Genomic DNA, 23201 nt, shown 5'->3' on the forward strand with positions numbered 1-23201 from the left:
CACTTTAGTGCTTAAAAATTCAGTACTAAAGTCCTTACTACAAACACATTTACGCCTCATAATTAATACCTTCTATACATCTGCACAATATAAAAAAGATTTATGCAAAAGGAATTAAATCAATGTTGATTGATAGCCGCAAATTACCAATAGATGAAATTATCAATACGGAAGTTTGTATAGTTGGTGCTGGCCCAGCAGGAATTACACTCGCACGAGAATTAATTGGGCAAGACTTTCGAGTGTGCTTACTAGAAAGTGGTGATTTGGAATTTAATCAAGAAACTGCATCTCTTGGTGAAGGTGAAACGGTTGGAGATCCTTTTCCACCCTTACAAGATATGCGTCATCGTCAATTTGGTGGAATGGCTAATGTCTGGAATATTGAAATTAATAAAAATAAACTTGGTCTGAGGCATGTACCGTTAGACGCAATAGATTTTGAACAACGAGATTGGGTTCCATACAGTGGCTGGCCTTTTAGTAAATCTCACCTGAATCCATTTTATGAGCGCGCTCAAGCAGTTTGTAAACTCGGTTCTTTTGCTTATGAAGCTGAAGCTTGGGAAAATGCTCAATCTCCTCGGATACATTTCACAAGCGACCGAGTTACTACCAGTATGTTTCAGTTTGGCCCGCGCGATATTTTCACCAATGAATATCGCCATCAAATCAATCAATCTCCTAATATAACTACATTCCTCAACGCCAATGTGGTAGAAATTGAGGCAGACGAAACAACTCAAACAGTGAAACGCGTGCAAGTTGCTTGTTTATCGGGTAAGAAATTTTGGGTTGTTGCAAAAGTATTTATTTTAGCCGCAGGTGGGATTGAAAACGCGCGTTTGTTATTACTATCAAACAAAATTCAAAAGAATGGATTAGGCAATCAACATGATTTAGTGGGTAGATTCTTCATGGATCATCCTTTTATCCGTTGTGGTATGCTTGTTCCCCAAAATCGCAAAATCTTTAATTCGATGGCTTTGTATGATTTACGCCGCGTGAATCATGTCACAGTCATGGGGAAATTTGCTCTAACGGAACAAGTGATGCGCCGCGATAAATTACTAAATATGACCGCGTTGTTATATCCCAGAGATGAAAGGTATAGATCGGCGGCAAAGGCTTCTGCAAAAATTTTGTTCTCTTCAGTTCGACAAAGACAGTTACCTAAAAATATTCATCAGCATTTGCAAAATGTCATAACTAATATTGATGATTTAGTCGCTGATTGGTATAAATATAATCTTAAAAAAGAATATTTATTCCCTGATTTGAGTCATGGAGGATGGTCTGAGCGTGAAGGTAATGAACAGAAATATACAAAATTTGAAGTTCTCAGCCAAACTGAACAAACCCCAAATCCAAATAATCGGGTAACACTCAGTAATCAACTAGATAAACTGGGTTGTCCGCAAGCAAAATTAATTAATTATTGGAGCGAAATAGATATTTGCAGTGTGAAGCGATCGCAGTTAGTATTTGCACAAGAGTTTGCTAGCGCCGGACTGGGTGAGTTGCAGATTGAATTAGATGGAGATCGTCCAGTTGCTTCTCTTAGTACCCATCATAATATGGGAACAACGCGTATGCATCACGACCCGAAACAAGGAGTAGTCGATGCAAATTGTCAAGTTCACGGCATCTCTAATTTATTTATGGCAGGTAGCTCTGTTTTCCCTACAGGAGGCTATGCTAATCCGACGCTGACCATTATCGCCTTGGCAATTCGATTGGCAGACCATCTGAAAGCTGAATTGTCTCACTAAGTATAACTTTGTGTAAAATCGTCACGTTTTAGATGTAGCGATCGCCTGCTTTTAGTTTAAACTCCAGTATAAAGCAACTATACCAGGAGTTGCCTATCTGTTATTATCAGTTCTGTTCAAGTCAGATAGAAATTATTCTCGGAGATAAACAATGGGCAAGAAATATGATGTTTATGGTGTAGGTAATGCTTTAGTAGATATAGAATACGAAGTATCTCCAGAGTTACTACAAAAGCTAAAGATTGATAAAGGTGTAATGACACTTCTAGATGAAGACAGTCAAAATCATATTTTGGAAAATCTCAAAAATCTTCATTGCCATAAGAGTTGTGGAGGGTCAGCAGCAAACACAATAGTGGCAATTAGTCAACTAGGAGGAAAAACTTTTTATTCCTGCAAAGTAGCTAATGATGAATTTGGAGACTTTTACATCGAAGATTTAGTCAACTCTCAGGTAGATACCAACTTAAAAAATGGCGATCGCCAATCAGGAATTACAGGTAAATGTTTGGTGTTAGTAACTCCCGATGCAGATCGCACCATGAATACATTTTTGGGAATTACTGGAGAATTTTCTACACAAGAATTAGTATCATCAGCGATCGCTGATTCAGAATATCTATATATAGAAGGATATTTAGTGGCTTCTCCTACAGGAAAAGAAGCAGCTATAAAAGCTAGAGAAATAGCTGAAAAAGCGGGAGTAAAAACTACCATGTCCCTATCTGATTACAACATGGTGAAATTTTTTAAAGATGGTTTATTAGAGATCATTGGGTCTGGTTTAGACTTGATTTTTGCTAATGAAAGTGAAGCATTAGAACTAGCAGATACAGAAGATTTTCAAGTAGCTGTAGACAAACTAAAAACCCTGAGTAAGAAATTTGCCATTACTCGCGGTTCCAAGGGTTCAGTAGTATTTGACGGTCAGAAATTAATCGAAATCGCTGCACCTCAAGTAAAAGCTGTAGATACAGTAGGAGCAGGAGATATGTATGCAGGAGCTTTCCTCTATGGAATTACCCAAGGTATGAGCTATGAAGAAGCCGGAAAATTAGCATCGGCCGCAGCTTCTAAGATTGTTACATGCTATGGGCCAAGATTAAAAACTGAGGAGTTAAAAGCATTAGTTATTGCTTAGAGGATGTTTGAAAAGTATCGTATAGCATATTAAATTTTGACATTACCCCCCCAACCCCCCTTATAAAGGGGGGCTTTAAGAAACTATATCCCCCTTATAAAGAGAGGCTTTAAGAGACTATTTCCCCCCCTTTCCAAGGGGGGGTTAGGGGGGGTATTAGATACTTTGGGTAACAAATATGGGTAAGCTTTTTGAGACTTAACGAGAAAAGCCAGTTAGCGAATGTTGTACCAGCCAGCAATGTAAGCCCACCATTAACAGCGCCAATGGCAGCATCAACATTGGGATGATTTCTAAAGTTGTCCAACTTGCAACCCAGCCTGCTCCAGTGGGTACGATCGCTGCCCCCAAACTGGCAGCACTAGTGGCAATGCTAACAGCCGCAGGAACATGGGGATCTGGTAATCGTTGAGGGATTAACCAAATGGTTGCAGGAAAGATGGCTGCCAACCCAAAGCCAATCAACGGTAAGCTAATCCATTGATCTGGCAGTTGCCACCAAGCAAGCAATCCAATGATTACAAGACTGAGCGACATACTGATTGTGCGCACCGCCCCAAGCGATCGCAAGAAATAACCTAAGATGAAACGTCCTAATGTTAATCCCACCCAGTAAGCACTAACGCTGTAACCAGCAATCAGCGTGGGAGTGTGACGAGCGACAGACTGCACAGTGTATGCCCAGTTACCAATGCAGGCTTCAGTGCCAACATAAACCAGCAAAAGTAGCCCAGTTAACAGTACTGTTGGAGTTTGCAGCGCTCTGCCTAGATTTTCTAAAGCAGTTGTCTTTGATGGCAATATCCGTACTGTCATTGGTGTGTAGTTGAAGATGATAACACCCAGCACGCTCACAATTAATAAGCTGACAATCCCGGCTAATACCCCATAAACCTGTCGCCAGTTCATGCCAACTGCTAACAAAGTAGTAGCGATCGCCGGGCCTGAAAGAGCGCCAATACCATAGAAAGCATGGAGCAAACCAATCAAACTGGCACTGCGGGAATCTTGCACAATGTAGGTGTTAATGCCTGCATCAATCAACCCAATGCCTAATCCTAACGCCGAGCCAGTGGCAACCATGAGAAACCAAGAGGGTGAGATGGCATAGATCGTCAGTGCCATCGTCAGCGCACCCGCAGCAATCAACAGCATTCGCGCTAACCCCAGGCGACTACTCACCAGACTGCTGGTGAATGCTGCCAGAATGTAGCCGCTAATTTGACTGAGAAACAGCGGGGTGACGGTTGCGGGAGTCAAGTTATAAGTAGACAGAATGGAGGGCAGAAGAACTCCTAATCCTGCTTCAGCAATGCCAATGGCAATAAAGGCATAGAAAGCGATCGCCGAACCTATCCACAGAGGCGGTAAGGTGCGTTGATAGTCTGTCATTGGCTGGAATGCTCCTGGATCGGAAAATTTGACTGCTGAGATTTACTCTAATTACAAGAAACTTCTGGTTGTGCAAAGTATGAATAATGAAAAATCTTTTTATAACTACCAAATGGCATTATTAGTAATTATCTCAACATTTCATCACTATGTTGCTAAAAAGTTTGCAATGATTTCTCTCAAACCCTTGTAAAAAATGGATTGCAAATTTTCCGAAAAGTTTATTTATCCTTAATCTTTGAATACTTGAGCTGCTAAAAACGCTAATGCTGCTGTACCAGCGATCGCACCCCACTGAAGAAGCGGATTTTTTTCTAGCCAGTCGGAAATGCTAGGTATAACTAAGTGACCATAATCTCCGTTAACTCTGTCGTCTTCAGCAACAGGTTGGTAAAAATTATTTGGTGCATCTTCAGATTTTGGCTCAGAAGAACGTAGTAAATCGAAGCCGACGAGCAGTAACAGTGAATCTACTAATGATGGTGAGATGCGCTGTACCACATCTAATATTTTAGCTACATCCCCAACTAAGTAGTCACGAGTTGGATGTTCGGCTACGTAGAGGATAGCATCAGCTACAAGTTTAGGGTTGTAGTAAGGTGGTATCCCCGAAGGCTTTACGCCTAATTTCGTCAGACCATTATTCCAAAAGGGAGTGTCGATCACCGCAGGTTTCACACTCGTGACGCTGATGGGCCATTTTTCATGTTGCAACTCAAGGCGCATGGCTTCGATAAAGCCCTCGACTCCGTGCTTGGCTGCCGAGTAAGCACTTTGGTAGGGGAGCGATCGCTTACCTTCCATTGAAGAGACATGAATTAGTGCCCCCCGTCCCTCACGCTTCAAATGGGGTAGGGCTGCCATTGCACCATACACTTGTCCCATAAGATCGACATCAATGATATGCTTAAACTCTTCTGGTGTTATGTTGTCGAAAGTGGCAAAGATGCCGATCGCAGAGACATGTACCCATGTATCGAGTCGCCCGTACACTTCCACAGTTTTATCTGCGATCGCTTTAACTTGGTCAAATACTTCCACATCAGCTACGTAAAAAGTTGCCTCACCGCCAAAGCCGCGAATTTCCTCCACTAAAGACTTTAGCTTCGACTCACTCCGAGCCGAGACTACGACTTTTGCGCCGCCTCTAGCAAACTCAAGAGCTGTGACACGTCCGATCCCGCTGGAGGCTCCGACGACAGAAACGACTTGCTGATTGATTGGCTTTAATTGCATAAGTGTTACGTTTTAAAATAAATTAGGGATTGGGAATTGGCTTCGAGAATGTTAAAGACTTTAGCTTCAATAGGTAATTCAGTCGCTTTGTTAGTATCAGTTGTTATTAAAAATATTTCTTAATAACTCTTATAGTACATATATATGTTAATTATTATTACGGTTGCATTTCTCTGTCTATTGGGGAATCTGAAAGCGCCGCAGGTAGTAGATGTAAGCATTTTCTAGACTTTTAAGACTTTCGACTAATAAACATCAAGAACTTGGTCAACAAATCTCACCAAATCTCAGCTGTCGCCTTTTACTTACTTCAGAGGATGTTTGAAAAGTCTGTAGTAGTGTATCGAATATTTGTTTACCCCACCCTAACCCTCCCCTTGTAAAGGGGAGGGAACTGGATTATTTAGTCTCTCCCAATGCATCCTACCTACGGTGTACACACAAGTCTGAAATAGCTGAAAAACCCAAGGTTTTACCCCACCCTAACCCTCCCCTTGTAAAGGGGAGGGAACTAGATTCTCCTGTTTCCCCCCTTTACAAGGGGGGATTAAGGGGGGTAATGTGACTTGTGTGTACACCGTAGCCAATGCATCGGGGGGATTAAGGGGGGTGAAAATGCGATTAAACACAGCCAAACACTTTTAAAACAACTTCTCAGACTCAACTTTCAAATGACACAATCTCTTGATGCTATTTACTTTTTTTACAAATAGTTTTTTAGTCTACTTTACTCCTCAAGACAGATGCGAAAGCAGATTTAATTAAACCTCCCGCTTCCTTGAGTTTCTGGGCGATGGGTTGCACCCAAATCAATGCTACAGTGTGTGGCAATGCTGCAACTTTATCTGATTAAATCTGTTTAAGGGAGCCATTGTAATCCCTTGTTCTGTAATTTCTGCTCGATATGCTGCATTTCCTGGATAGTTTCTCCAGTCACGATCGCATAAATTTCGGTGTAGATTTTTCCGTATTTGACCTTCTCTAAAGCCGACAGAACGATTAAGTCTTTGCGATCTAGTTCTGGTTTTAAGGTGACTAAAATTGAATCTAACGCTCCTTCCATGCGGTAGCTACTAGAATATTTAGCAACTTCCTTTCCTAGTCCCAGTAGGGTGTGACGCTGCAAGCACAACGGAGTCGATCCATTGACTCGGAAATTGGCATCGATCGCATAAAATTGTCCGTCTCGATCTTCTAGCACATCGAACCCAATCACGCCGAAATAACCATGTTTGTAAGCATACTCACCAATGGCAGCAATCATCTCAAAGAACTTGCTCGTGTCAGTGTTGCGGTAGTCAATTAGTCCGCCTAAATAGTTGCCTTCTGGAGTAACGAGTTGGCTGGTAGTGCCGATGAGGGTTATCTCTCCGGTTTTGTTGACATAAAACTGTACGCAGTAATTCTGCACCTCATTCTTGACAAACTCCGAGACAATAATCCGATCGAGCAACTTAATATTGAGGTATTTCCTGATTTCCTCAAAGCAGTAGTTCAAATCGCTAGAGCTTTTGATAATATAAGTGCCTTCCCCTGAGAGTCCGTGGGACGTTTTAATTAAGTAGGGAAATTGTGGTAAATGAATGTCTTCAAGATTGACTTCATGTAAATTGTAACTCTGGTATTTTGGACATTGCACTCCCAATTCCGCTAAGGTTACTTTGCTGAGTAAACGGTAATGAGTGTCTGAATCAACAGCGTGTTTTTCTTTTTTGAGGCGATCGAAGGGAAATAGAGTGATGAGTTTGTCAAAGCGTTCGCTGTAGCTGAGATCGTCCAAATAAGTTAAGCGATCCATCATCAACCTATTGGAGTAGCTAAAGCCAAAATGTTCTTGCCAGTATGCAAGCAGCGACTTTGGCGGCGGATTAAGTGCAATTCCTGGAATGCGATCGCCTAATACAGCTAAAATTTTCCAAGGTTCCTTTTGGCAAATCTTGTCAAAGGAGGTTTTGGTGGCTTCACTACTGCCATCTTGAATAAAATATTTTTCCAGATTGGGATAAGCAGCCCAACTAGCAGTTGCAGGGTAATTTAGGATAAACCCATAAGATGCATCTGTGATATCTTGAGCAAATAGATCGGAAAGAGAACTCCCTTGAAAGTATTGAAAGTTATATTGTGAGTTCATTTAGCCCTCCCAGAATCCGCATTTTCAATTATTGATCTAGCTGTTTGAGCGCTAGCAATGCCAGATGTGAAGGCAAGAGAGGCAATGATAACTGTAGAATTTATCAATGTTGTTAATTTCATCAGGTACTCCTTAACTAGAGTAAAGTGAAATCAATAGTTTCTACTAATATAGGACTACATTTCACAACTCAACGATGAAACTGTCTCGGAGATGAAAGTCAGCCTCCGCGCCTCGATGAGTTAACGCCCAGTAAGTCACCTCACCATCTCTGTGTTTGATAACTGTAGTAATGCTAATTTCGATGGCTTGGTTTGCCGAGACGATTTTATCCAAATCGATATCTAACGCAAGTGCTAAACTGTCAACTTGATTCTGAACGCTAAACGGTAGCTTTTCAAAAGCAGTTTCCTCTTGCATTCCTTGACGATATCCATCAAAGCGATAGACATTCCAGTGTCCGGCGGGGGAGAGGTTGAATTCCCAATACCGTGCAGAATCTTTGATGCCAAGAAAAAACTCGAAGCAGGTATCTTCCCAAAGTTTATGCTTGCGTGATGGTGCATTTGATGTTGGAGCAATTGCAATTTCTTTTAAGTCACCTCCAAGGTTGTAGCTGATGGTAAGTTGATTAACATTTCGGGAGATATTGCCTGTAATTTTCAAATGAGGAAAAGACTCGGTACAAGGGAAGGATTGCAAGGAAAATGTCTGCTCGTTCATTTCATATCTTTGATAATTTTGTGAATCTGCGTTTCTTGAGATTCAATACTTTCGGTAAGCTTAAACTGAACGATCGCTCTTGCTAAGTTATGTTCTGGGTGCTTAACTTTAAAGTAGACATTCCCGGCTAAATAATCAGCAAAAAATCTCAGTCCTAGTTCAAAAGTAATTAGACGAATGGCATCATAGATATATGCATAATCATTCTCGGTCAGAAATGCCTTAGCCACAGCAAGATAACCTTGGAGGATTTCTTGACACAAATCGGTATCGAAATAAATACTTTCCCAATTCTCGGTTTCTTCGCCAGCCGGATTGCAACCCGATCGCAGGCAATCGCCAATATCGTAATGTACCAGACCGGGTTTCACTGTGTCTAGGTCGATGACGCTAACGGCTTGCTGGGTAACAATGTCAAACATCACGTTATTGATTTTGGGATCGCCGTGCATCAGACGTAGGGGTAGCTTGCCTTCAGCTTTGGCATTTTCTAAGATATGTGCAAAGGCTTGGCGATCGCTAACAAACTGTAAGCAATAATTAACTTCCGAAGATTTAGGCGCACTAGTTTTCGGCAAAACTTCCTCGTAATGCTGGAGATAAAACGGTGTAATATGAAACCCTTCGAGGGTGTCAGCAAGTTTTTCTGCTGGCAAATCGCTGATTAGATTGTGGAACATCCCCAAGGCATAACCGATTTCTTTGGCGTGGGAGCGATCGCCCATACTATCAAAGGACTGGGAGCCTGGAATAAAGCTGATTGCCCGCCAAAATGAGCCATCTGCATCCCTCCAGTGGTCTTGAGCGTTTTTGGTCAACAGTACGCGTGGCACTTCCCAGCGACGATTCAGGGGTGTATCCTGCAACCTTTTTTGAACGTGTTCAGTTAAGGTACGCATATTCTGCATAATCAGTTGTGGCTGACGAAACACCTGTGTGTTAATGCGTTGCAGGACAAAATGTTGTTCCTTTGAGGAATCGAGAGTTGCTAAAAAGGTGTCATTTATATTACCACTGCCAAATGCTTTCACGCCTGTAACCTTTCCCTGTTGGGCGAATTGGTTAGCGATCGCCTCTAGATTTCGGGTATCCTGTGTATTGAATTGTTCTATCATCTGTTTCATCTCTACTACTCCTCACGTACATTGCACGAAAGCAATAGGGGATATCGTAGCGCAAGTGTCAAGATAATTTGTAATTCGTAATTCGTAATTCGTAATTCGTAATTGATTAACGAGATGTCAATTATGAATTTTTAAAAGTACTAGAGCAATTCTGAATCCATTTGTGAAAAACAAGCTCCCCGACTTTTCAAATAAGTCGGGGAGTTGCGGATTGCAATTCTCGTCAATCCTGTGTTAATTCAACAGTTAGGAAATCTCATCGCTATCAACCCACTCATCATAAGATGAGTCATAACCAACGTAGTGAAGATAGTATTGCTGGCCTTGGATTTGCTGAATCGTTGCGGAATACCAAGCCTCTTGGTCATCATCCCAACATTTTACCTTTTGACCTACTGCATATCCATTTTCATCAGTGGAGCGAAGATCGCGAGTCCGAATGTCATCTTCGCCTACCCATTCGTCATAAGATGAACCATAACCAAGGTAATGAATAAAGAACTGGTCGTCTTGGATTTTCTCAATAGTTCCCTGATACCAATCTTCCTCATCATCATCCCAGACTTCTACAGTTTTGCTGACTTCATACTGATTCCGATCTGATTTATCTGATTTAACGGCAGATGAAACATCTTGAATCGGCTTTTGTTCTTCTTGTTTGATTTCTTCTTTTACTAGAGTGTATGCTTGCAAAATCAAACTGCGAGCGACCGTTTGAATTCCTGTATGCTCGTAGTAATTGGTAGTTTGATCTAGGAATGCTGCAACTAAATCTAAATTATCATCAGCAATCTGAATAAAATTACCCAAATTACTAGAAATTGATTGCGGGGTTATGCCCGTCTTGGATACTAAATTATTCATCCAGCCTTGCACGGAGTTGAAACCCTGGCTGATAAAACCAACTTTATCAGAAGGATTATTACCTGGAAGAAAGTTATTAACGGCTAAGAAAACCGGATTTTGAGTTATTGCACCAGCATCAGTACCACTAATAACTCCGTGAATTTTGCTGAGAAAATCAGGGCCCAAGGGCAGAATTCCATCTAGACAAACTAAAGCTACCATCCGCATTAGGGATGCATTTTGATAGTTGTTAGTTAGGGAATTAGCAAACTCTTGGGGATTTGGTTGAGGAATGCCGTTTAGTTTGCAAAAGGCAATGATTTCGACGGCGATTTTTAATACCAAGTCAATGGATTGAGTGACATCGGCTTTGGGAGTAACTTTGCCTAAAAAAGAGAGAAAGCCGATTTTTTCACTAACTTTATTCGCTAAAGCTGCTGCTGCCATCGCTGTGTCTGCCTTATCAATTGTTTGATAAAGTTTGATGGCAAACTGGTAGCCTTGTTGAGGATCTATGTATAAACTAGCAGCGCGATCGCGGATTTTCTGAATTACCTTAGCATCAGTTTCTCCAGTAATGGTGCGGATACTATTGTCAAACCCCGTTAAATTGCTCCATTCACCTGGTGCTACATAATCAAGAGCTTTTAAAACTTTGACAGTAATATTGTCAGTCGGTAACTCGTCAACCAACTGAATAATTGATTTATCCATCAGCCGATCCTTAAAACTCCAGATATTGTTACAACACGGTTCAGAACAGCCCATATCTAGCGCTGGGCAATTACTAAACCGTATTTATAGAGTTCCCCAACCCGATCAAAAAATAACGATGTTAGTAACAGACACTACACCTCAAGATATTGCATAGGCGATCGAGCCGGAAGTCGCTACAGGGAAGACGGTAGTCACTACAGGGAAGCCGGTAGTCGCTACAGGGAAGGCGGTAGTCACTACAGGGAAGACGGTAGTCGCTACAGGGAAGCCGGAAGCTGCTACAGGGAAGGCGGAAGTCGCTACAGGGAAGACGGTAGTCGCTACAGGGAAGGCGGTAGTCGCTACAGGGAAGACGGTAGTCGCTACAGGGAAGCCGGTAGTCACTATAGGGAAGACGGTAGTCGCTACAGGGAAGAATATTTTTATCTTTGCTCAGTAATATGTTGTTATTTAACAGAGCATTAAAAATACCCCACCCTAGCCCTCCCCTTGCAAAGGGGAGGGAACTAGATTTTCGGCTTCCCCTTGAAAGATTATTGCAAACATTGTTTGGCATAAACTTGCAAAGGGGAGGGAACTAGATTTCCGCCTTCCCCCCTTTGCAAGGGGGGATTGAGGGGGGTAATTTCACTTGTGTCTACACCGTAACTTTGCTAGGAGGAGGGAATTGTATTCCTAGTTTCTCCCCTTTGCAATGAGAGATTAAGGGAGGTAATTTGGAATTACCAAAAATCAAGATGTTATGACAGAGCTTTATAACAAAACCTCAGAGAAAGAAAAAAGACGATCGCTCTGTAATAATATGCCATCTGCTGAAAAGATTGTGTGGGAAAGGTTGAAAAATCGGCAAATTGATGGTTGCAAATTTCGTAGACAGTACAGTATTGATGTATTTGTTGTAGATTTTTATTGTCCTGAATTAAAACTTGCTATAGAAATTGATGGTGATAGCCATTTTCAAGAAGGAGCGCAGGTTTATGATTATGAACGACAATGTTTTCTTGAATCTAAAGGCACTTGTTTTTTGAGGTTTACAAATCAACAGGTTTATCAAGAGTTGGAAGGTGCGATCGCAATGATTGCACAAACGGTTTGTCAATTGCGGAAGATTACCCCACCCTAACCCTCCCCTTGCAAAGGGGAGGGAACTAGATTTCTTTTTTCCCCTTGGTTAAAACCGATTCTGGCTACATAGCAGTGTTCCTTGCAAAGGGGAGGGAACTAGATTTCTTTTTTCCCCCCAATGCATCGGGGGGACTAAGGGGGGTAATTTGACTTATGTGTACACCTTAGCCAATGCATCGGAGGGTAATTTAATTGCAGTAGCACTAGTTGGACGAATTACCATCCCATCTCAAATCAAATCAAATAAGTAATTTTGATTGGTGATGTGTGCGATCGCTTTCCTCCAATCCACTCACAGTTTGCAAACTGTAGCATTCGGCTAATCTCTGTTCACTTGCAAGGTGAGTAATTTATACTGAATAGGCTCTAACAATACAGCAAACGCTTAAGTAATCTATGATCGCACTGGAAGGGTATAAAGTCCTGACAGAACTGCACGCAAGCCCTAATTCTCAGGTTTATCAGGGATATCGAGAGTTAGATCGACAACCAGTAGTACTGAAAGTTCTGTGGCAAGAATACCCATCCCCAGAAGCGATCGCTCGGTTTAAACTTGAATACGATCTCACGCGCCGCGCTCAAGCGCCGGGAATTATCCAAGCCTACGACTTGAAAAAGTATCAAAATACCTTAGTCTTAGTTTTAGAGGATTTTGGGGGACAACCTCTGCGTGAGTTACTCAATCAATCACCTCTACCGCTAGAGAATTTTTTGCAATTGGCTATGCAAGTAGCGGCAGCTTTAGAAGAAATTCATCAGCAACAAATTATTCATAAAGACATTAATCCTGCCAATATTCTTCTCAATCCCACGACTCAACAAACGAAAATAATTGACTTTGGCATTGCTACTTTGCTGTCGCGAGAAAATCCCACGTTGCGAAATCTGAATGTTTTAGAAGGGACTCTCGCTTATATTTCTCCCGAACAAACAGGACGAATGAATCGCTCGATTGATTATCGCACCGATTTTTACTCTTTGGGAGTCACTTTCTACGAACTGTTAACACAGCATTTACCTTTTATTAGCGACGATCCTGTGGAACTAGTTCACAGCCACATTGCCAAACAACCGATTCCGCCCGATCGCATCAATCCTCAAATTCCGCCAGCGCTTTCGCAAATTGTGATGAAGTTGCTGGAAAAAACTGCCGAAACGCGTTATCAAAGTGCTTTTGGATTACAGGCAGATTTAGAGCAATGCCTAAAGATGTTGCACGCTACAGGGCAAATTTCCTTATTTGAACTAGGACAGCAAGATAACTCCAGTAGATTTCAAATTCCTCAAAAACTCTACGGACGCGAGGCGGAAGTGGCAAATTTGCTGGCAGCTTTTGAGCGAGCTAGTCACGGTGAAAGCGAAGTGATGCTGATTGCAGGTTATTCTGGAATTGGCAAATCAGCCTTGGTTCAAGAAATTTATAAACCGATTACCCAACAACGGGGATATTTTATCTCTGGGAAGTTTGACCAGTTCCAACGCAACATTCCCTACAGTTCTTTAATTCAAGCCTTTCAAGCTTTAATTCGCCAACTCTTAACTACAAGTGAAGCCGAAATTACTATTTGGCGCAAAAAATTATTAAATGCTCTTGGTGTCAATGGTCAGGTGATTATCGAAGTGATTGCAGAGGTGGAACTGATTATTGGTCAGCAGCCACCTGTTGTAGAACTATCGCCCAAGGAAGCGCAAACTCGGTTTAATTTAGTCTTGCAAAACTTCATTAAGGTCTTTACCCAAAAGGAACATCCTTTAGTGATGTTCTTGGATGACCTGCAATGGGCGGATAGTGCATCACTCCAGTTGATTCAGTTGTTAATTAGTCAAGCAGACAGTCGATATCTGTTGCTGATTGGTGCTTATCGCGATAATGAAGTCAATAAAAGCCATCCCCTGCGGACAACGATCGCATCCTTAGAACAAGCTGGCGTAGCTATTCACGAACTCACCTTAACGCCTTTAGCATTGCCCGAAATTCAACAACTCCTGAGCGATACCTTCAACAATGCCGATTTAGCAGAAATTACTCCTTTAGCAGAACTGCTTCAGCAGAAGACTAATGGCAATCCCTTCTTCATGAATGAATTTTTGAAGTCGCTGTATGCAGAAGAATTACTCCAGTTTAATTTCACTCAGCGACAATGGCAGTGGCAACTGGCAAAAATCCAAGCAGCCCAGATTACCGATAACGTCGTTGAGTTGATGGCGCTGAAAATTCAAAAGCTGCCAGTTGCCACCCAAGAAGCTTTAAAATTAGCAGCTTGTATTGGTAATTCCTTTGATTTGCATACCTTAGCGATCGCTAGCTCCAAATCCCTTGCAGATGTCGCCGCCCAACTCTGGGAAGCCGTGCAAACCGGACTAATTTTACCACAAGGCAATGACTACCAACTCTTGCAAGTTGCCGATCTAGAAGTAACAGCGTTGACAAATTTGGATGTAGTCTACAAATTTCTGCACGATCGCGTCCAGCAAGCTGCCTATTCACTGATTTCTACTGACCAAAAACAGGCAGTACACTTGCAGATTGGGCAACTGTTATTACAAGGCATTACTCCCCAAAAGCAAGAAGAAAGAATTTTTGACATTGTTAACCAACTGAATTTCGGCATCAACCTGATTACAGACCCTCAACAGCGACAAAAACTAGCCCAGTTGAACTTAACAGCAGGTAACAAAGCCAAAGCCTCAGCAGCCTATCAGCCAGCCTTAGATTATCTGACAATGGGGATTAACAGCCTAGCAGCTAGTTGTTGGCGGCAGCAGTATCAGCTAGCTTTGGCATTGCACACCGCCGCCGCCGAAGCTGCTTATCTGGGTGGGGACTTTGAGTGCATGGATGCACTCACAGATGAAGTACTGGCAAAGACCCGCAGCACAGTCGATCAGGTGCAGGTTTATGCCATTAAAATTCAAGCTGCGATCGCCCGCGATCGACTCTTAGCTGCCTCTCAACTCGGTCTGCAAGTTCTGCAACTGTTGGGCATTCCCTTAGCTAGCAACCCCGGTCAACCGCAAATTATGCTGGGATTGTTAAAAACTAAACTTGCTTTGGCAGGTAAGCAGGTAGACACCTTAGTTGACTTACCAAAACTCACCCATCCCACGAAATTAGCGGCAATTCGCATCCTGGCAAGTATTGCCTCGGCGACCTATTTAGCAGCCCCGAATGTTTTTCCTTTGACGGTCTTTAAACAGGTGGAAATATCCGCCAAATACGGCAATGCGGCGGAATCAGCTTTTGCCTACGCTACCTATGGTTTGATTCTTTGTGGCGTTGTCGGGGATTTGCAAGGGGGATATAAATTTGGTGAATTAGCCTTGCAAGTGCTAGACCACTTCAATGCCAAGCACCTGCAAGCGAGAACTTTATTTGTAGTTAATTCCTTTGTTCGCCATTGGCAAGAACCACTCCAAAATACTATTCCTTCACTGCAAGCAGGATTTCAAATTGGGCGCGATACGGGTGATACCGAATACGCTGCCTTTTGTGCCAATACATCCTCTATGCATTGCTATTTTACCGGTCAAAATCTGGCTGAATTAGATGAATGTTTAGCTATTTACGCAGATGCAATTCAACTGTTTAAGAAAAAACCGATATTTGTTCTCATTCAACTTTATCGCCAAGTAGTTGCTAATTTACAGGGCAAAAATGCTAATCCCTGTCAGTTGATCGGGGAATTTTATGATGCAACGGCGATGTTAGCCCAGCATATCGAGAGTAACTATCGCACAGCTATTTTTTATATTTATACTAATCAATTAACGCTGAATTATTGGTTTGAAGATTATCCTACAGCTGTCAAGAATGCTGATTTAGCAATTCCTTATTTAGATGCAGTTGTGGCTTTATATATTGTAGGATGGTTCCACTTTTATGACTCTTTAGGACGACTAGCTTTAGCTTCTGTTGTCAGTGCAGCGGAACGTCAAAAGTTACTTCAGCGAGTGGCAGCAAACCGGAAAAAATTGCAAGTCTGGGCAAAATTTTCTCCTGTCAACTATACCCATAAATTAGCGCTAGTAGAAGCAGAATGGCATCGGGTGCATGGAGAATCTAGTCAGGCGATCGCTTGTTACGATCGCGCCATTGCCTTAGCCCAATCAAACCAGTATTTTAATGAAGCGGCTCTCGCCAATGAATTAACTGCCAAATTCTACCTAGCCCAGAACAAATCCAAGATCGCCCAAGTTTATCTGCAAGAAGCCCGCTATCTTTATTTGCAGTGGGGAGCGATCGCCAAGGTAAAAGATTTAGAAGCCAAGTATCCCCAAATCTTAACGCGCATTCTCGAAAAAGCTGTTAACTCAACTTTATCAACCACTACTTCTAACCCGACAGGTTTCACAAGTACCAGCCGCTCCGAATCATTGGATTTGGTGACAGTCATCAAAGCTTCTCAAACCCTATCCGAAGAAATTCAGCTAGATAAACTTTTATCTAACTTAATGCGGATTTTAATAGAAAATGCCGGGGCGCAACGGGGATTTTTGCTGTTGTCAACCAAAGGTAAATTTTTGATTGAAGCTCAGGGAACCGTTGGTGAGAATACGATTCAGGTGTTGGAATCACTCAGTATTGAAGATAACCAAATTCTCTCGACTGCGATCGTTAACTATGTGATTCGCACTAAAACTAATGTAGTCCTAAACGATGCCATCAACGAAGCAGTGGGGATTGGGGAATTTATTAAAGACCCCTACATTCGCCAATACCAACCGCGATCGATTCTGTGTACTCCCTTGATTAACCAAGGAAAGTTAGCAGGAATTGTCTATTTAGAAAATAACTTGACAACCGGAGCATTTACCCCAGATCGCTTGGAGTTGCTCAACCTGCTTTCAGCACAAGCAGCTATTTCCATTGAAAATGCCCGTTTGTATACCGATTTAGCCGCACTCAATAAAGCTTATGAGCGCTTTGTCCCGCGCCAATTTTTACAATTCCTCAACAAGCAAAGCATTATAGATGTGCAATTAGGCGATCAGGTGCAGCGAGAAATGTCAGTTTTATTTACCGACATTCGCGCCTTCACCACCCTTTCAGAAAGCATGACTCCCGCCGAAAATTTCCGATTTATTAATTCCTATCTCAGCCGCATGGAGCCGATTATTCTGGAAAACAATGGCTTTATCGACAAATATATTGGTGATGCCATCATGGCCTTGTTTGCCGGAGATGCCGATGATGCAGTACAGGCGGGAATTGCCATGTTGCAGACATTAACAACCTACAACGAAAAACGCCAAACCAAGGGCTACTCACCAATTCAAATTGGCATTGGGATTAATACTGGTTCGCTAATTTTGGGGACAGTCGGCGGGTTGAATCGCATGGATAGCACAGTGATTAGCGATGCGGTTAATCTAGCAGCGCGAATCGAAGGATTGACCAAAACATTCAACGCCCCACTTTTAATTACCGACCAAACTTTTGAGCGCTTACAAAATCGCGATCGCTATGGTATTCGTGTAGTAGGTCAGGTAAAGGTGAAGGGTAAAACGAATGCTGTGACTGTTCATGAAGTGTTTGCAGCCGATCCCCCAAAAGTTAGTGCAGGTAAAACGGCTACTTTAGAAGTATTTGCAAGAGCATTAGCGTGTTACGAACAACAACAATTTGCCGCAGCAGCCAAATATTTTCAAGATTGCTTGCAGCAAAACCCGTGGGATCAAGTAGCGCAGATGTATCTTGAGCGCTGTCAGCCAGGAAAAGAAATAGCATCAATTTTTACTGACGCAGTTAAATTTTAAGGTATTTACTATACTGAGTGCTGATTAAATTAAGAATTACCCCCCTTAATCCCCCCTTGTAAAGGGGGGAGACTGGAAATCTAGTTCCCTCCCCTTTGCAAGGGGAGGGTTAGGGTGGGGTAAAACCGTTATTTATCAGCTATTTCAGACTTGTGTATACACGGTAGCCCCTTGTAGGCGGTTTTTCAACTCAGCACTCTTCATAGTTGGATTCAAAAATCCTGAAAAAGCTGATGTTTGGACATTTGAGAGCAAAAACTCAACTTTTAAATTAAAACCTAGTGTTATACCTGAGGCAAAACACCAAATTAGAGTGCAATACCAGGGTATCAATTAATGAGTCCTAAAATTCCCGAACCCCGATTTCCAGAGGCAGCAATGACTGCCAGCCGTCAGGAAATATCGAATTTACCGATGAATGTCATCTATGGAGATGTACCGGCAGATTTATCAGGACATACGTTTATTATTGCGCCTGTAGGTAGTGTTGCCTCTGGGGGCTTACCCAATCCAAATGCAACCCACATTTTTAACGGTGATGGGATGATTTACCGCTTTGACTGGGAAGGCGGACAGGTGACTGTCAAAACGAAACTGGCACGTACACCTTGCTACTATGCAGATCGGGCAACTTTTAACAATCTTGCCTATCGCTCTCATCAATTTCGCGATCGCGGGTTGTTGCGCTTCTCCCCTTCCTTGGGCTTGCGAGATGAGGTGGATATTGCCTTTCTCGCCTTTAATACGGCTAAAGACAGCCAAGAGCGATTAATGATTACTTATGACGCTGGTCGTCCCTACGAAATTGATACCAATAGCTTAGAAGTTGTTACCCCAGTGGGAGGTAATACTGAGTGGAAATCGTTTCTACCTTTGCCCTATCCTTTCCCGCCTGTGTTGAGTACGTCTCACCCAGCCTTTGATGGTTATACCAACGAAGTTTTCTTAGTTAACTATGGGCGATCGCTGAGTAATTTTCTTGAAAGTGCGCGTTTCATTTATGACCTCGAACAACTGCCCCAGGAACTACAGCAATTGCTAAGTGCGATCGCTAAACTTTTAGAGAACAATCCTTTGCAGATTCCCTTGGGAATGTTCTCGAAGTTTTCTCAAAGTTTCTCGCAACTATTGATTGGCTGGATTGAGAAATTGTTGGGAACTGCTATGCCAGATTTTGTTCATCTGATGCGATGGGATGGTGTCGGTAAACTCCAGCAGTGGGAGTTGATACTGCCGGATGGTTCCCCGGTGCGAATTGAACAAAGCATCCATCAGTTGGCAGTTACCAAAGATTACGTGGTGCTAATGGACACCTCCTTGAAGATTGGCCCAGAACAAATCCTCAATAACCCAGTTCCCGATAGTTTGGAAACTGAACGCCTACTGCGACGATTGCTGACGCGATCGCAGCAACCCAATTCCCCCATTTACATCGTGCGTCGGGCTGACCTGAAAGCAGATGTGACTACTGTGGTAGTCCGCCCAGCCGTAATTCCTTTAGAAACAGTACATTTTTTGACCGATTACGAAAACCCTGACGGTCAAATCACAATGCATACAGCCCATCTCTGCGCCACAGATATCGCGGAATGGGTTCGCAAGTATGATATCTCAAAATTCGATGCTCCCAAATCTGCGCCTCTGTGGTTGGGAGGAATGTTATCTAATGGGCAAATGGATGTGGGTCGTCTGGGTCGCTATCAAATAAATGGCGAAACAGGTCAGATTCAAGATGCCAAAGTAATTTACGATACCCGCCGTCATTGGGGTATAGGGTTCTATGCTTGTCAAGAAAAGCTAGACTCTGGATTGCCTCCTCAGCGAATTGATAATATTTATTGGCAATCTCTCGGTTTTTGGCCAGAACTGCTGACTGAGTTTATTTACAACTTGTACGAAGACTATCCCTATCGGGCTGTCCCACTAAAAGAATTACTGGAACGACAAGAAGCATTCCACAATCGCCCTTCTTCTTTGTTTCGGGTAGATACAATCAAAATGGAGGTAGCAGATTTTTATGATGCGCCCCCCGGTTATTTCATCAGTTCGCCCCAGTTTGTACCGAGATTGAACAGCAATGGCAGTTCTACAGATGGCTATATCGTTTGTACGGTATTTGGGGGAAATAACAACGAAATTTGGATCTTCCAAGCCGATCGATTAGAGGCTGGCCCTATATGCAAATTGAGCCATCCCCAACTGGATTTTGGCTTCACAATGCATACTACTTGGTTATCTGCGATCGCACCTCGCACTGCTAGTTACGATATCCCCGTGCGACAGGATTATGAATCGTTACTTAAGCAGCCAGCCATTCGGCAATTATTCACAGAAGCAGTTTATCCGCATTTTCAGTAGAAGACATTGCGATCGCAAAATTCTCATCAGGGCACATTACTACTAAAAAATCAACAGTGTATGGCTAAAATTTCTAAAGATGCACGAATTTGTATTGTTGGGGCGGGAGCAGCCGGATTATCTACAGCTTACTTTTTGAAAAAGCAAGGCTACCGCAACGTACTTGTCTTAGAAAAAGCTGGACGGGTAGGGGGATTGTGTTATTCTATTACCTACAATTCCCGTTCCTTTGATTTGGGAGCAAATTATCTCACCCCTGCCTACAAAGAAGTCCTAAAAATCGCTGAAGAAGTCGGCGCTCAACTTTACAGTGAAGGCCCAGGGCAAGTCTACAACCCTTTTAAATCTCAACCGGGACAACCTGCCTACACCTCAATTATGAATGCCGTTACCGAGGGAACCGATCGAGTAACGTTTTTAGCAGCCGTTGGGCGCTTTTGCTGGGAGCGTCTTTGCTTAGAGCCAATTATTTCCGTTCCTGGGTTTGCCGGTATCAGTCAACATCCCGAACTGACTCAACCTTTTTCCCAGTGGTTAGCACAGAAAGATTTGTCATGTCTAGCAACTCTGTTTGAAATTCCGATTACCGCGATGGGCTATGGCTATTTAAACGAAATCCCCACCGTCTATGCTTTAAAATACATGACCCTAGAAACCTTTGGGACTTTAGTTACTTACGGTGCAGATATACGCTGCGGTTGGCCTAAACGGTTTATTGATGGTTTCCAACGCTTCTGGGAGCGTGTTGCTTGGGGAATAAATGTGCGCTTGAATATTGACATCAAGGAAATCAAGCGTGGGGCAATTACACGGGTGCGGTTCACCGAGCAAGAGCAAATTCTTGACAAGATTGTTACCCATGAAGAAGTTTTAGAATTTGACTATCTGGTTTTAGCTTGTCCGTTGACGTTGAATGTCCTCAACACTTTTCTCGATTTGTCGCCAGCAGAAAAAGACCTATTTGAGCAGATAATTCTCAATCCCTACAGTTTGATTACTTATCTAATTCCCGATCTGGAAATGCCAACCCCAGTAACTAATGTCATTCCCTTAAATGCAGTGGGGAATCCCTGGTTTATCGCTCAACAGTTTGCTGACAATGACCTGATTGCCTTTTACACTCGCTTAGATCGTGAGGGAAAAATCACTAAAGCAGATGTTCTCCAAGGGATTCAAAAGACATTAGAGAATTTGGGAGTGCAGGTAGATGATGATTACTACACCTACGATAAGTGGCCTTACTTTCCTCACGTTACTTCAGAGGCCATGCAAGCGGGATTTTACGATCGCTTAGAAGCCCTGCAAGGTCAACGCAAGACCTTTTACGTGGGAGGCTTATTGAATTTTGAATTGATTGAGACTATTGTGGAGTATTCAAAAAGTTTAGTCGAGAAGAACTTTTAGTCCAGAAAAGATCCAAGAATAATCCAATGGCGATCGCACCTCAGACAAAGCCAAATCAGTAATTTTGGTTGATGATGTATGCGATCGCGTTTAATCGTGCCTACTTACGTCGGCAAAACCACGCTTTGACGCACAGCACGCTTGCGCTCGCTTTTCCGAGTACCTCCAGCCATCTGATATTCGTGGCTATTATTACCATATTTATAAGCAATACCACGCAAAATTTTCTCAGAATAGTCTGCTAATTCTTGTTCGTTTTCGACGAGCTGGGTTAGTAAGACATCGATAGTAGAGAGAGTGGTATTGTATGCTTCTAGAGATTGCCGCACCCTTTCGATTTTCTCATTATAATCTTTGACTGTTAACCCCTCTCCGACATCGAGAGTTTGACTAATAGATTTAACGCTTGCTAGACGTAGTTCAGCTTTGCCAAGAGTACGTGAATTGCGTTTTCGCCTTCCCATAATTAATACTCATTTTCTCAATTTCTCATAACTCTATAGTGGGCAATTGTTGAAAAGGTTGTCATACGTGGAATTGTTGATTTTTCTAAAAAAGCCTAAAATTTATTTGCTTTATACCAATTTGTAATTACGAATTGATATAACGTGAAAGCGGAAGCTGCTACAGCTTGCGCAAAACACGGAAACGTGAAAGCGGAAGCTGCTACAGCTTGCGCAAAACACGGAAACGTGAAAGCGGAAGCTGCTACAGCTTGCGCGAAACGCGGAAACGTGAAAGCGGAAGTTGCTACAGCTTGCGCGAAACACGGAAACGTGAAAGCGGAAGTTGCTGCAAGCAAAGCGGAAGCTGCTACAAGATTCAGTCGCTCCCTTCGACTTCGCTCAGGGAGCGTTCGATTTTGCTCAGGGAGCGTTTTGTGTCGAAGGGTCAAAGCCATCACTACCGAAGCCAACCAACCTACTGTAATGAGTTTCATTTTGACATTCGGCTAACTTATGCAACAAATTTGTATCTCCTGAAATCAGAGCTTGCTTCTTTTTTCGACTCCAACCTTGCACCTGTTTCTCACGCTCAAAAGCATCCACTACGCACTGATAATACTCACAAAAAACTAGTTTCACAGGCAACCGTTTTGCCGTGTGGTTTGCGCCCTCACCTTGTTGATGTTGCCACAGCCGCCGCTCAAGATCCGTTGTACTACCCGTATAGTAACTACCATCAGCACATTCAAGAATGTAGATATAAGCCATAAGTTGATTTGCGCGATCGCTTTAGTGTTCCCTGAGCGGAGTCGAAGGGAACATTCTAATTGGTTTTATTACCAATGCCATCGCAGAGAGTGCTGCCTTCGACTTCGCTCAGGCAGCTTTGAGTTTCCTGAGCAAAACGTTCCCTGAGCAAAACGTTCCCTGAGCAAAACGTTCCCTGAGCAAAACGTTCCCTGAGCAAAACGTTCCCTGAGCAAAACGTTCCCTGAGCAAAACGTTCCCTGAGCAAAACGTTCCCTGAGC

16 protein-coding genes are annotated in these 23201 nt (G+C 42.7%); 6 read left to right on the forward strand and 10 right to left on the reverse strand.

Features of this window, described 5'->3' with window-relative positions; translation table 11 throughout:
* Positions 1–122: 122 nt before the first annotated feature.
* Positions 123–1772, forward strand: a complete 1650-nt coding sequence (locus tag RMY64_RS28320) for a GMC family oxidoreductase (RefSeq protein WP_322701731.1) — start codon at positions 123–125, stop codon at positions 1770–1772.
* A gap of 151 nt (positions 1773–1923) precedes the next feature.
* Entirely contained in the window at positions 1924–2913 is a 990-nt protein-coding gene (locus RMY64_RS28325; RefSeq protein ID WP_322701732.1) for an adenosine kinase, read from the forward strand.
* A 198-nt stretch (positions 2914–3111) separates the two neighbouring features.
* On the opposite strand, the gene RMY64_RS28330 is transcribed toward RMY64_RS28325, so the two are convergent.
* From RMY64_RS28330 to RMY64_RS28360, 7 genes are all read right to left on the reverse strand, one after another.
* Positions 3112–4305: an MFS transporter gene (locus RMY64_RS28330; RefSeq protein ID WP_322701733.1), complete on the reverse strand. Its 1194-nt coding sequence runs from the start codon at positions 4303–4305 to the stop codon at positions 3112–3114.
* A gap of 231 nt (positions 4306–4536) precedes the next feature.
* A complete protein-coding gene (locus RMY64_RS28335; RefSeq protein WP_322688870.1) occupies positions 4537–5541 on the reverse strand; it encodes an SDR family oxidoreductase in 1005 nt (334 codons plus the stop codon).
* Positions 5542–6400: 859 nt separating this feature from the next.
* A complete protein-coding gene (locus RMY64_RS28340; protein WP_322701734.1) occupies positions 6401–7672 on the reverse strand; it encodes a carbamoylphosphate synthase large subunit in 1272 nt (423 codons plus the stop codon).
* 183 nt (positions 7673–7855) lie between these two features.
* Positions 7856–8395 carry a DOMON-like domain-containing protein gene (locus tag RMY64_RS28345; protein WP_322701735.1) on the reverse strand — a complete coding sequence of 180 codons (540 nt, stop codon included), beginning with the start codon at positions 8393–8395 and terminating at the stop codon, positions 7856–7858.
* A complete protein-coding gene (locus tag RMY64_RS28350; RefSeq protein ID WP_322701744.1) occupies positions 8392–9510 on the reverse strand; it encodes an aminoglycoside phosphotransferase family protein in 1119 nt (372 codons plus the stop codon). Before RMY64_RS28350 ends, RMY64_RS28345 begins: the two co-directional genes overlap by 4 nt.
* A gap of 255 nt (positions 9511–9765) precedes the next feature.
* Positions 9766–11079 carry a Tudor-knot domain-containing protein gene (locus RMY64_RS28355; protein ID WP_322701736.1) on the reverse strand — a complete coding sequence of 438 codons (1314 nt, stop codon included), beginning with the start codon at positions 11077–11079 and terminating at the stop codon, positions 9766–9768.
* Between the two features lie 141 nt (positions 11080–11220).
* Positions 11221–11466, reverse strand: coding sequence for a hypothetical protein (locus RMY64_RS28360; RefSeq protein WP_322701737.1), 246 nt, complete (start codon positions 11464–11466; stop codon positions 11221–11223).
* Between the two features lie 358 nt (positions 11467–11824).
* On the opposite strand from RMY64_RS28360, the gene RMY64_RS28365 reads away from it, so the two are divergent.
* The 4 genes from RMY64_RS28365 (at position 11825) to RMY64_RS28380 (ending at position 21726) form a co-directional block, all read left to right on the forward strand.
* Entirely contained in the window at positions 11825–12205 is a 381-nt protein-coding gene (locus tag RMY64_RS28365; protein ID WP_322701738.1) for an endonuclease domain-containing protein, read from the forward strand.
* Positions 12206–12603: 398 nt separating this feature from the next.
* A complete protein-coding gene (locus tag RMY64_RS28370; protein WP_322701739.1) occupies positions 12604–17964 on the forward strand; it encodes an AAA family ATPase in 5361 nt (1786 codons plus the stop codon).
* 336 nt (positions 17965–18300) lie between these two features.
* Positions 18301–20322, forward strand: coding sequence for a carotenoid oxygenase family protein (locus RMY64_RS28375; protein ID WP_322701740.1), 2022 nt, complete (start codon positions 18301–18303; stop codon positions 20320–20322).
* Positions 20323–20382: 60 nt separating this feature from the next.
* The gene (locus tag RMY64_RS28380) at positions 20383–21726 is read left to right on the forward strand and encodes an FAD-dependent oxidoreductase (RefSeq protein WP_322701741.1); all 1344 of its coding nucleotides are present in this window, start codon (positions 20383–20385) and stop codon (positions 21724–21726) included.
* Positions 21727–21830: 104 nt separating this feature from the next.
* On the opposite strand, the gene RMY64_RS28385 is transcribed toward RMY64_RS28380, so the two are convergent.
* The 3 genes from RMY64_RS28385 to RMY64_RS28395 form a co-directional block, all read right to left on the reverse strand.
* Complete coding sequence (locus RMY64_RS28385) at positions 21831–22190, reverse strand: hypothetical protein (RefSeq protein ID WP_322683758.1); 360 nt, start codon at positions 22188–22190, stop codon at positions 21831–21833.
* Positions 22191–22592: 402 nt separating this feature from the next.
* A complete protein-coding gene (locus tag RMY64_RS28390) occupies positions 22593–22940 on the reverse strand; it encodes a GIY-YIG nuclease family protein (RefSeq protein WP_322701742.1) in 348 nt (115 codons plus the stop codon).
* Between the two features lie 55 nt (positions 22941–22995).
* Positions 22996–23201: hypothetical protein (locus RMY64_RS28395; RefSeq protein WP_322701743.1), on the reverse strand; the 206-nt coding region annotated here is incomplete at its 5' end.

The sequence above is a fragment of the Nostoc sp. DedQUE08 genome, assembly GCF_034530895.1.
GTDB lineage: Bacteria > Cyanobacteriota > Cyanobacteriia > Cyanobacteriales > Nostocaceae > Nostoc.

Bases quoted from the DNA above. Each gene is read 5' to 3' on its own strand.
- RMY64_RS28325 (WP_322701732.1), top strand. From the start codon at position 1,924: ATGGGCAAGAAATATGATGTTTATGGTGTAGGTAATGCTTTAGTAGAT.
- RMY64_RS28330 (WP_322701733.1), bottom strand. From the start codon at position 4,305: ATGACAGACTATCAACGCACCTTACCGCCTCTGTGGATAGGTTCGGCG.
- RMY64_RS28340 (WP_322701734.1), bottom strand. From the start codon at position 7,672: ATGAACTCACAATATAACTTTCAATACTTTCAAGGGAGTTCTCTTTCC.
- RMY64_RS28390 (WP_322701742.1), bottom strand. From the start codon at position 22,940: ATGGCTTATATCTACATTCTTGAATGTGCTGATGGTAGTTACTATACG.
- RMY64_RS28370 (WP_322701739.1), top strand. From the start codon at position 12,604: ATGATCGCACTGGAAGGGTATAAAGTCCTGACAGAACTGCACGCAAGC.
- RMY64_RS28380 (WP_322701741.1), top strand. From the start codon at position 20,383: ATGGCTAAAATTTCTAAAGATGCACGAATTTGTATTGTTGGGGCGGGA.
- RMY64_RS28350 (WP_322701744.1), bottom strand. From the start codon at position 9,510: ATGATAGAACAATTCAATACACAGGATACCCGAAATCTAGAGGCGATC.
- RMY64_RS28345 (WP_322701735.1), bottom strand. From the start codon at position 8,395: ATGAACGAGCAGACATTTTCCTTGCAATCCTTCCCTTGTACCGAGTCT.
- RMY64_RS28335 (WP_322688870.1), bottom strand. From the start codon at position 5,541: ATGCAATTAAAGCCAATCAATCAGCAAGTCGTTTCTGTCGTCGGAGCC.
- RMY64_RS28375 (WP_322701740.1), top strand. From the start codon at position 18,301: ATGAGTCCTAAAATTCCCGAACCCCGATTTCCAGAGGCAGCAATGACT.
- RMY64_RS28365 (WP_322701738.1), top strand. From the start codon at position 11,825: ATGACAGAGCTTTATAACAAAACCTCAGAGAAAGAAAAAAGACGATCG.
- RMY64_RS28320 (WP_322701731.1), top strand. From the start codon at position 123: ATGTTGATTGATAGCCGCAAATTACCAATAGATGAAATTATCAATACG.
- RMY64_RS28355 (WP_322701736.1), bottom strand. From the start codon at position 11,079: ATGGATAAATCAATTATTCAGTTGGTTGACGAGTTACCGACTGACAAT.
- RMY64_RS28385 (WP_322683758.1), bottom strand. From the start codon at position 22,190: ATGGGAAGGCGAAAACGCAATTCACGTACTCTTGGCAAAGCTGAACTA.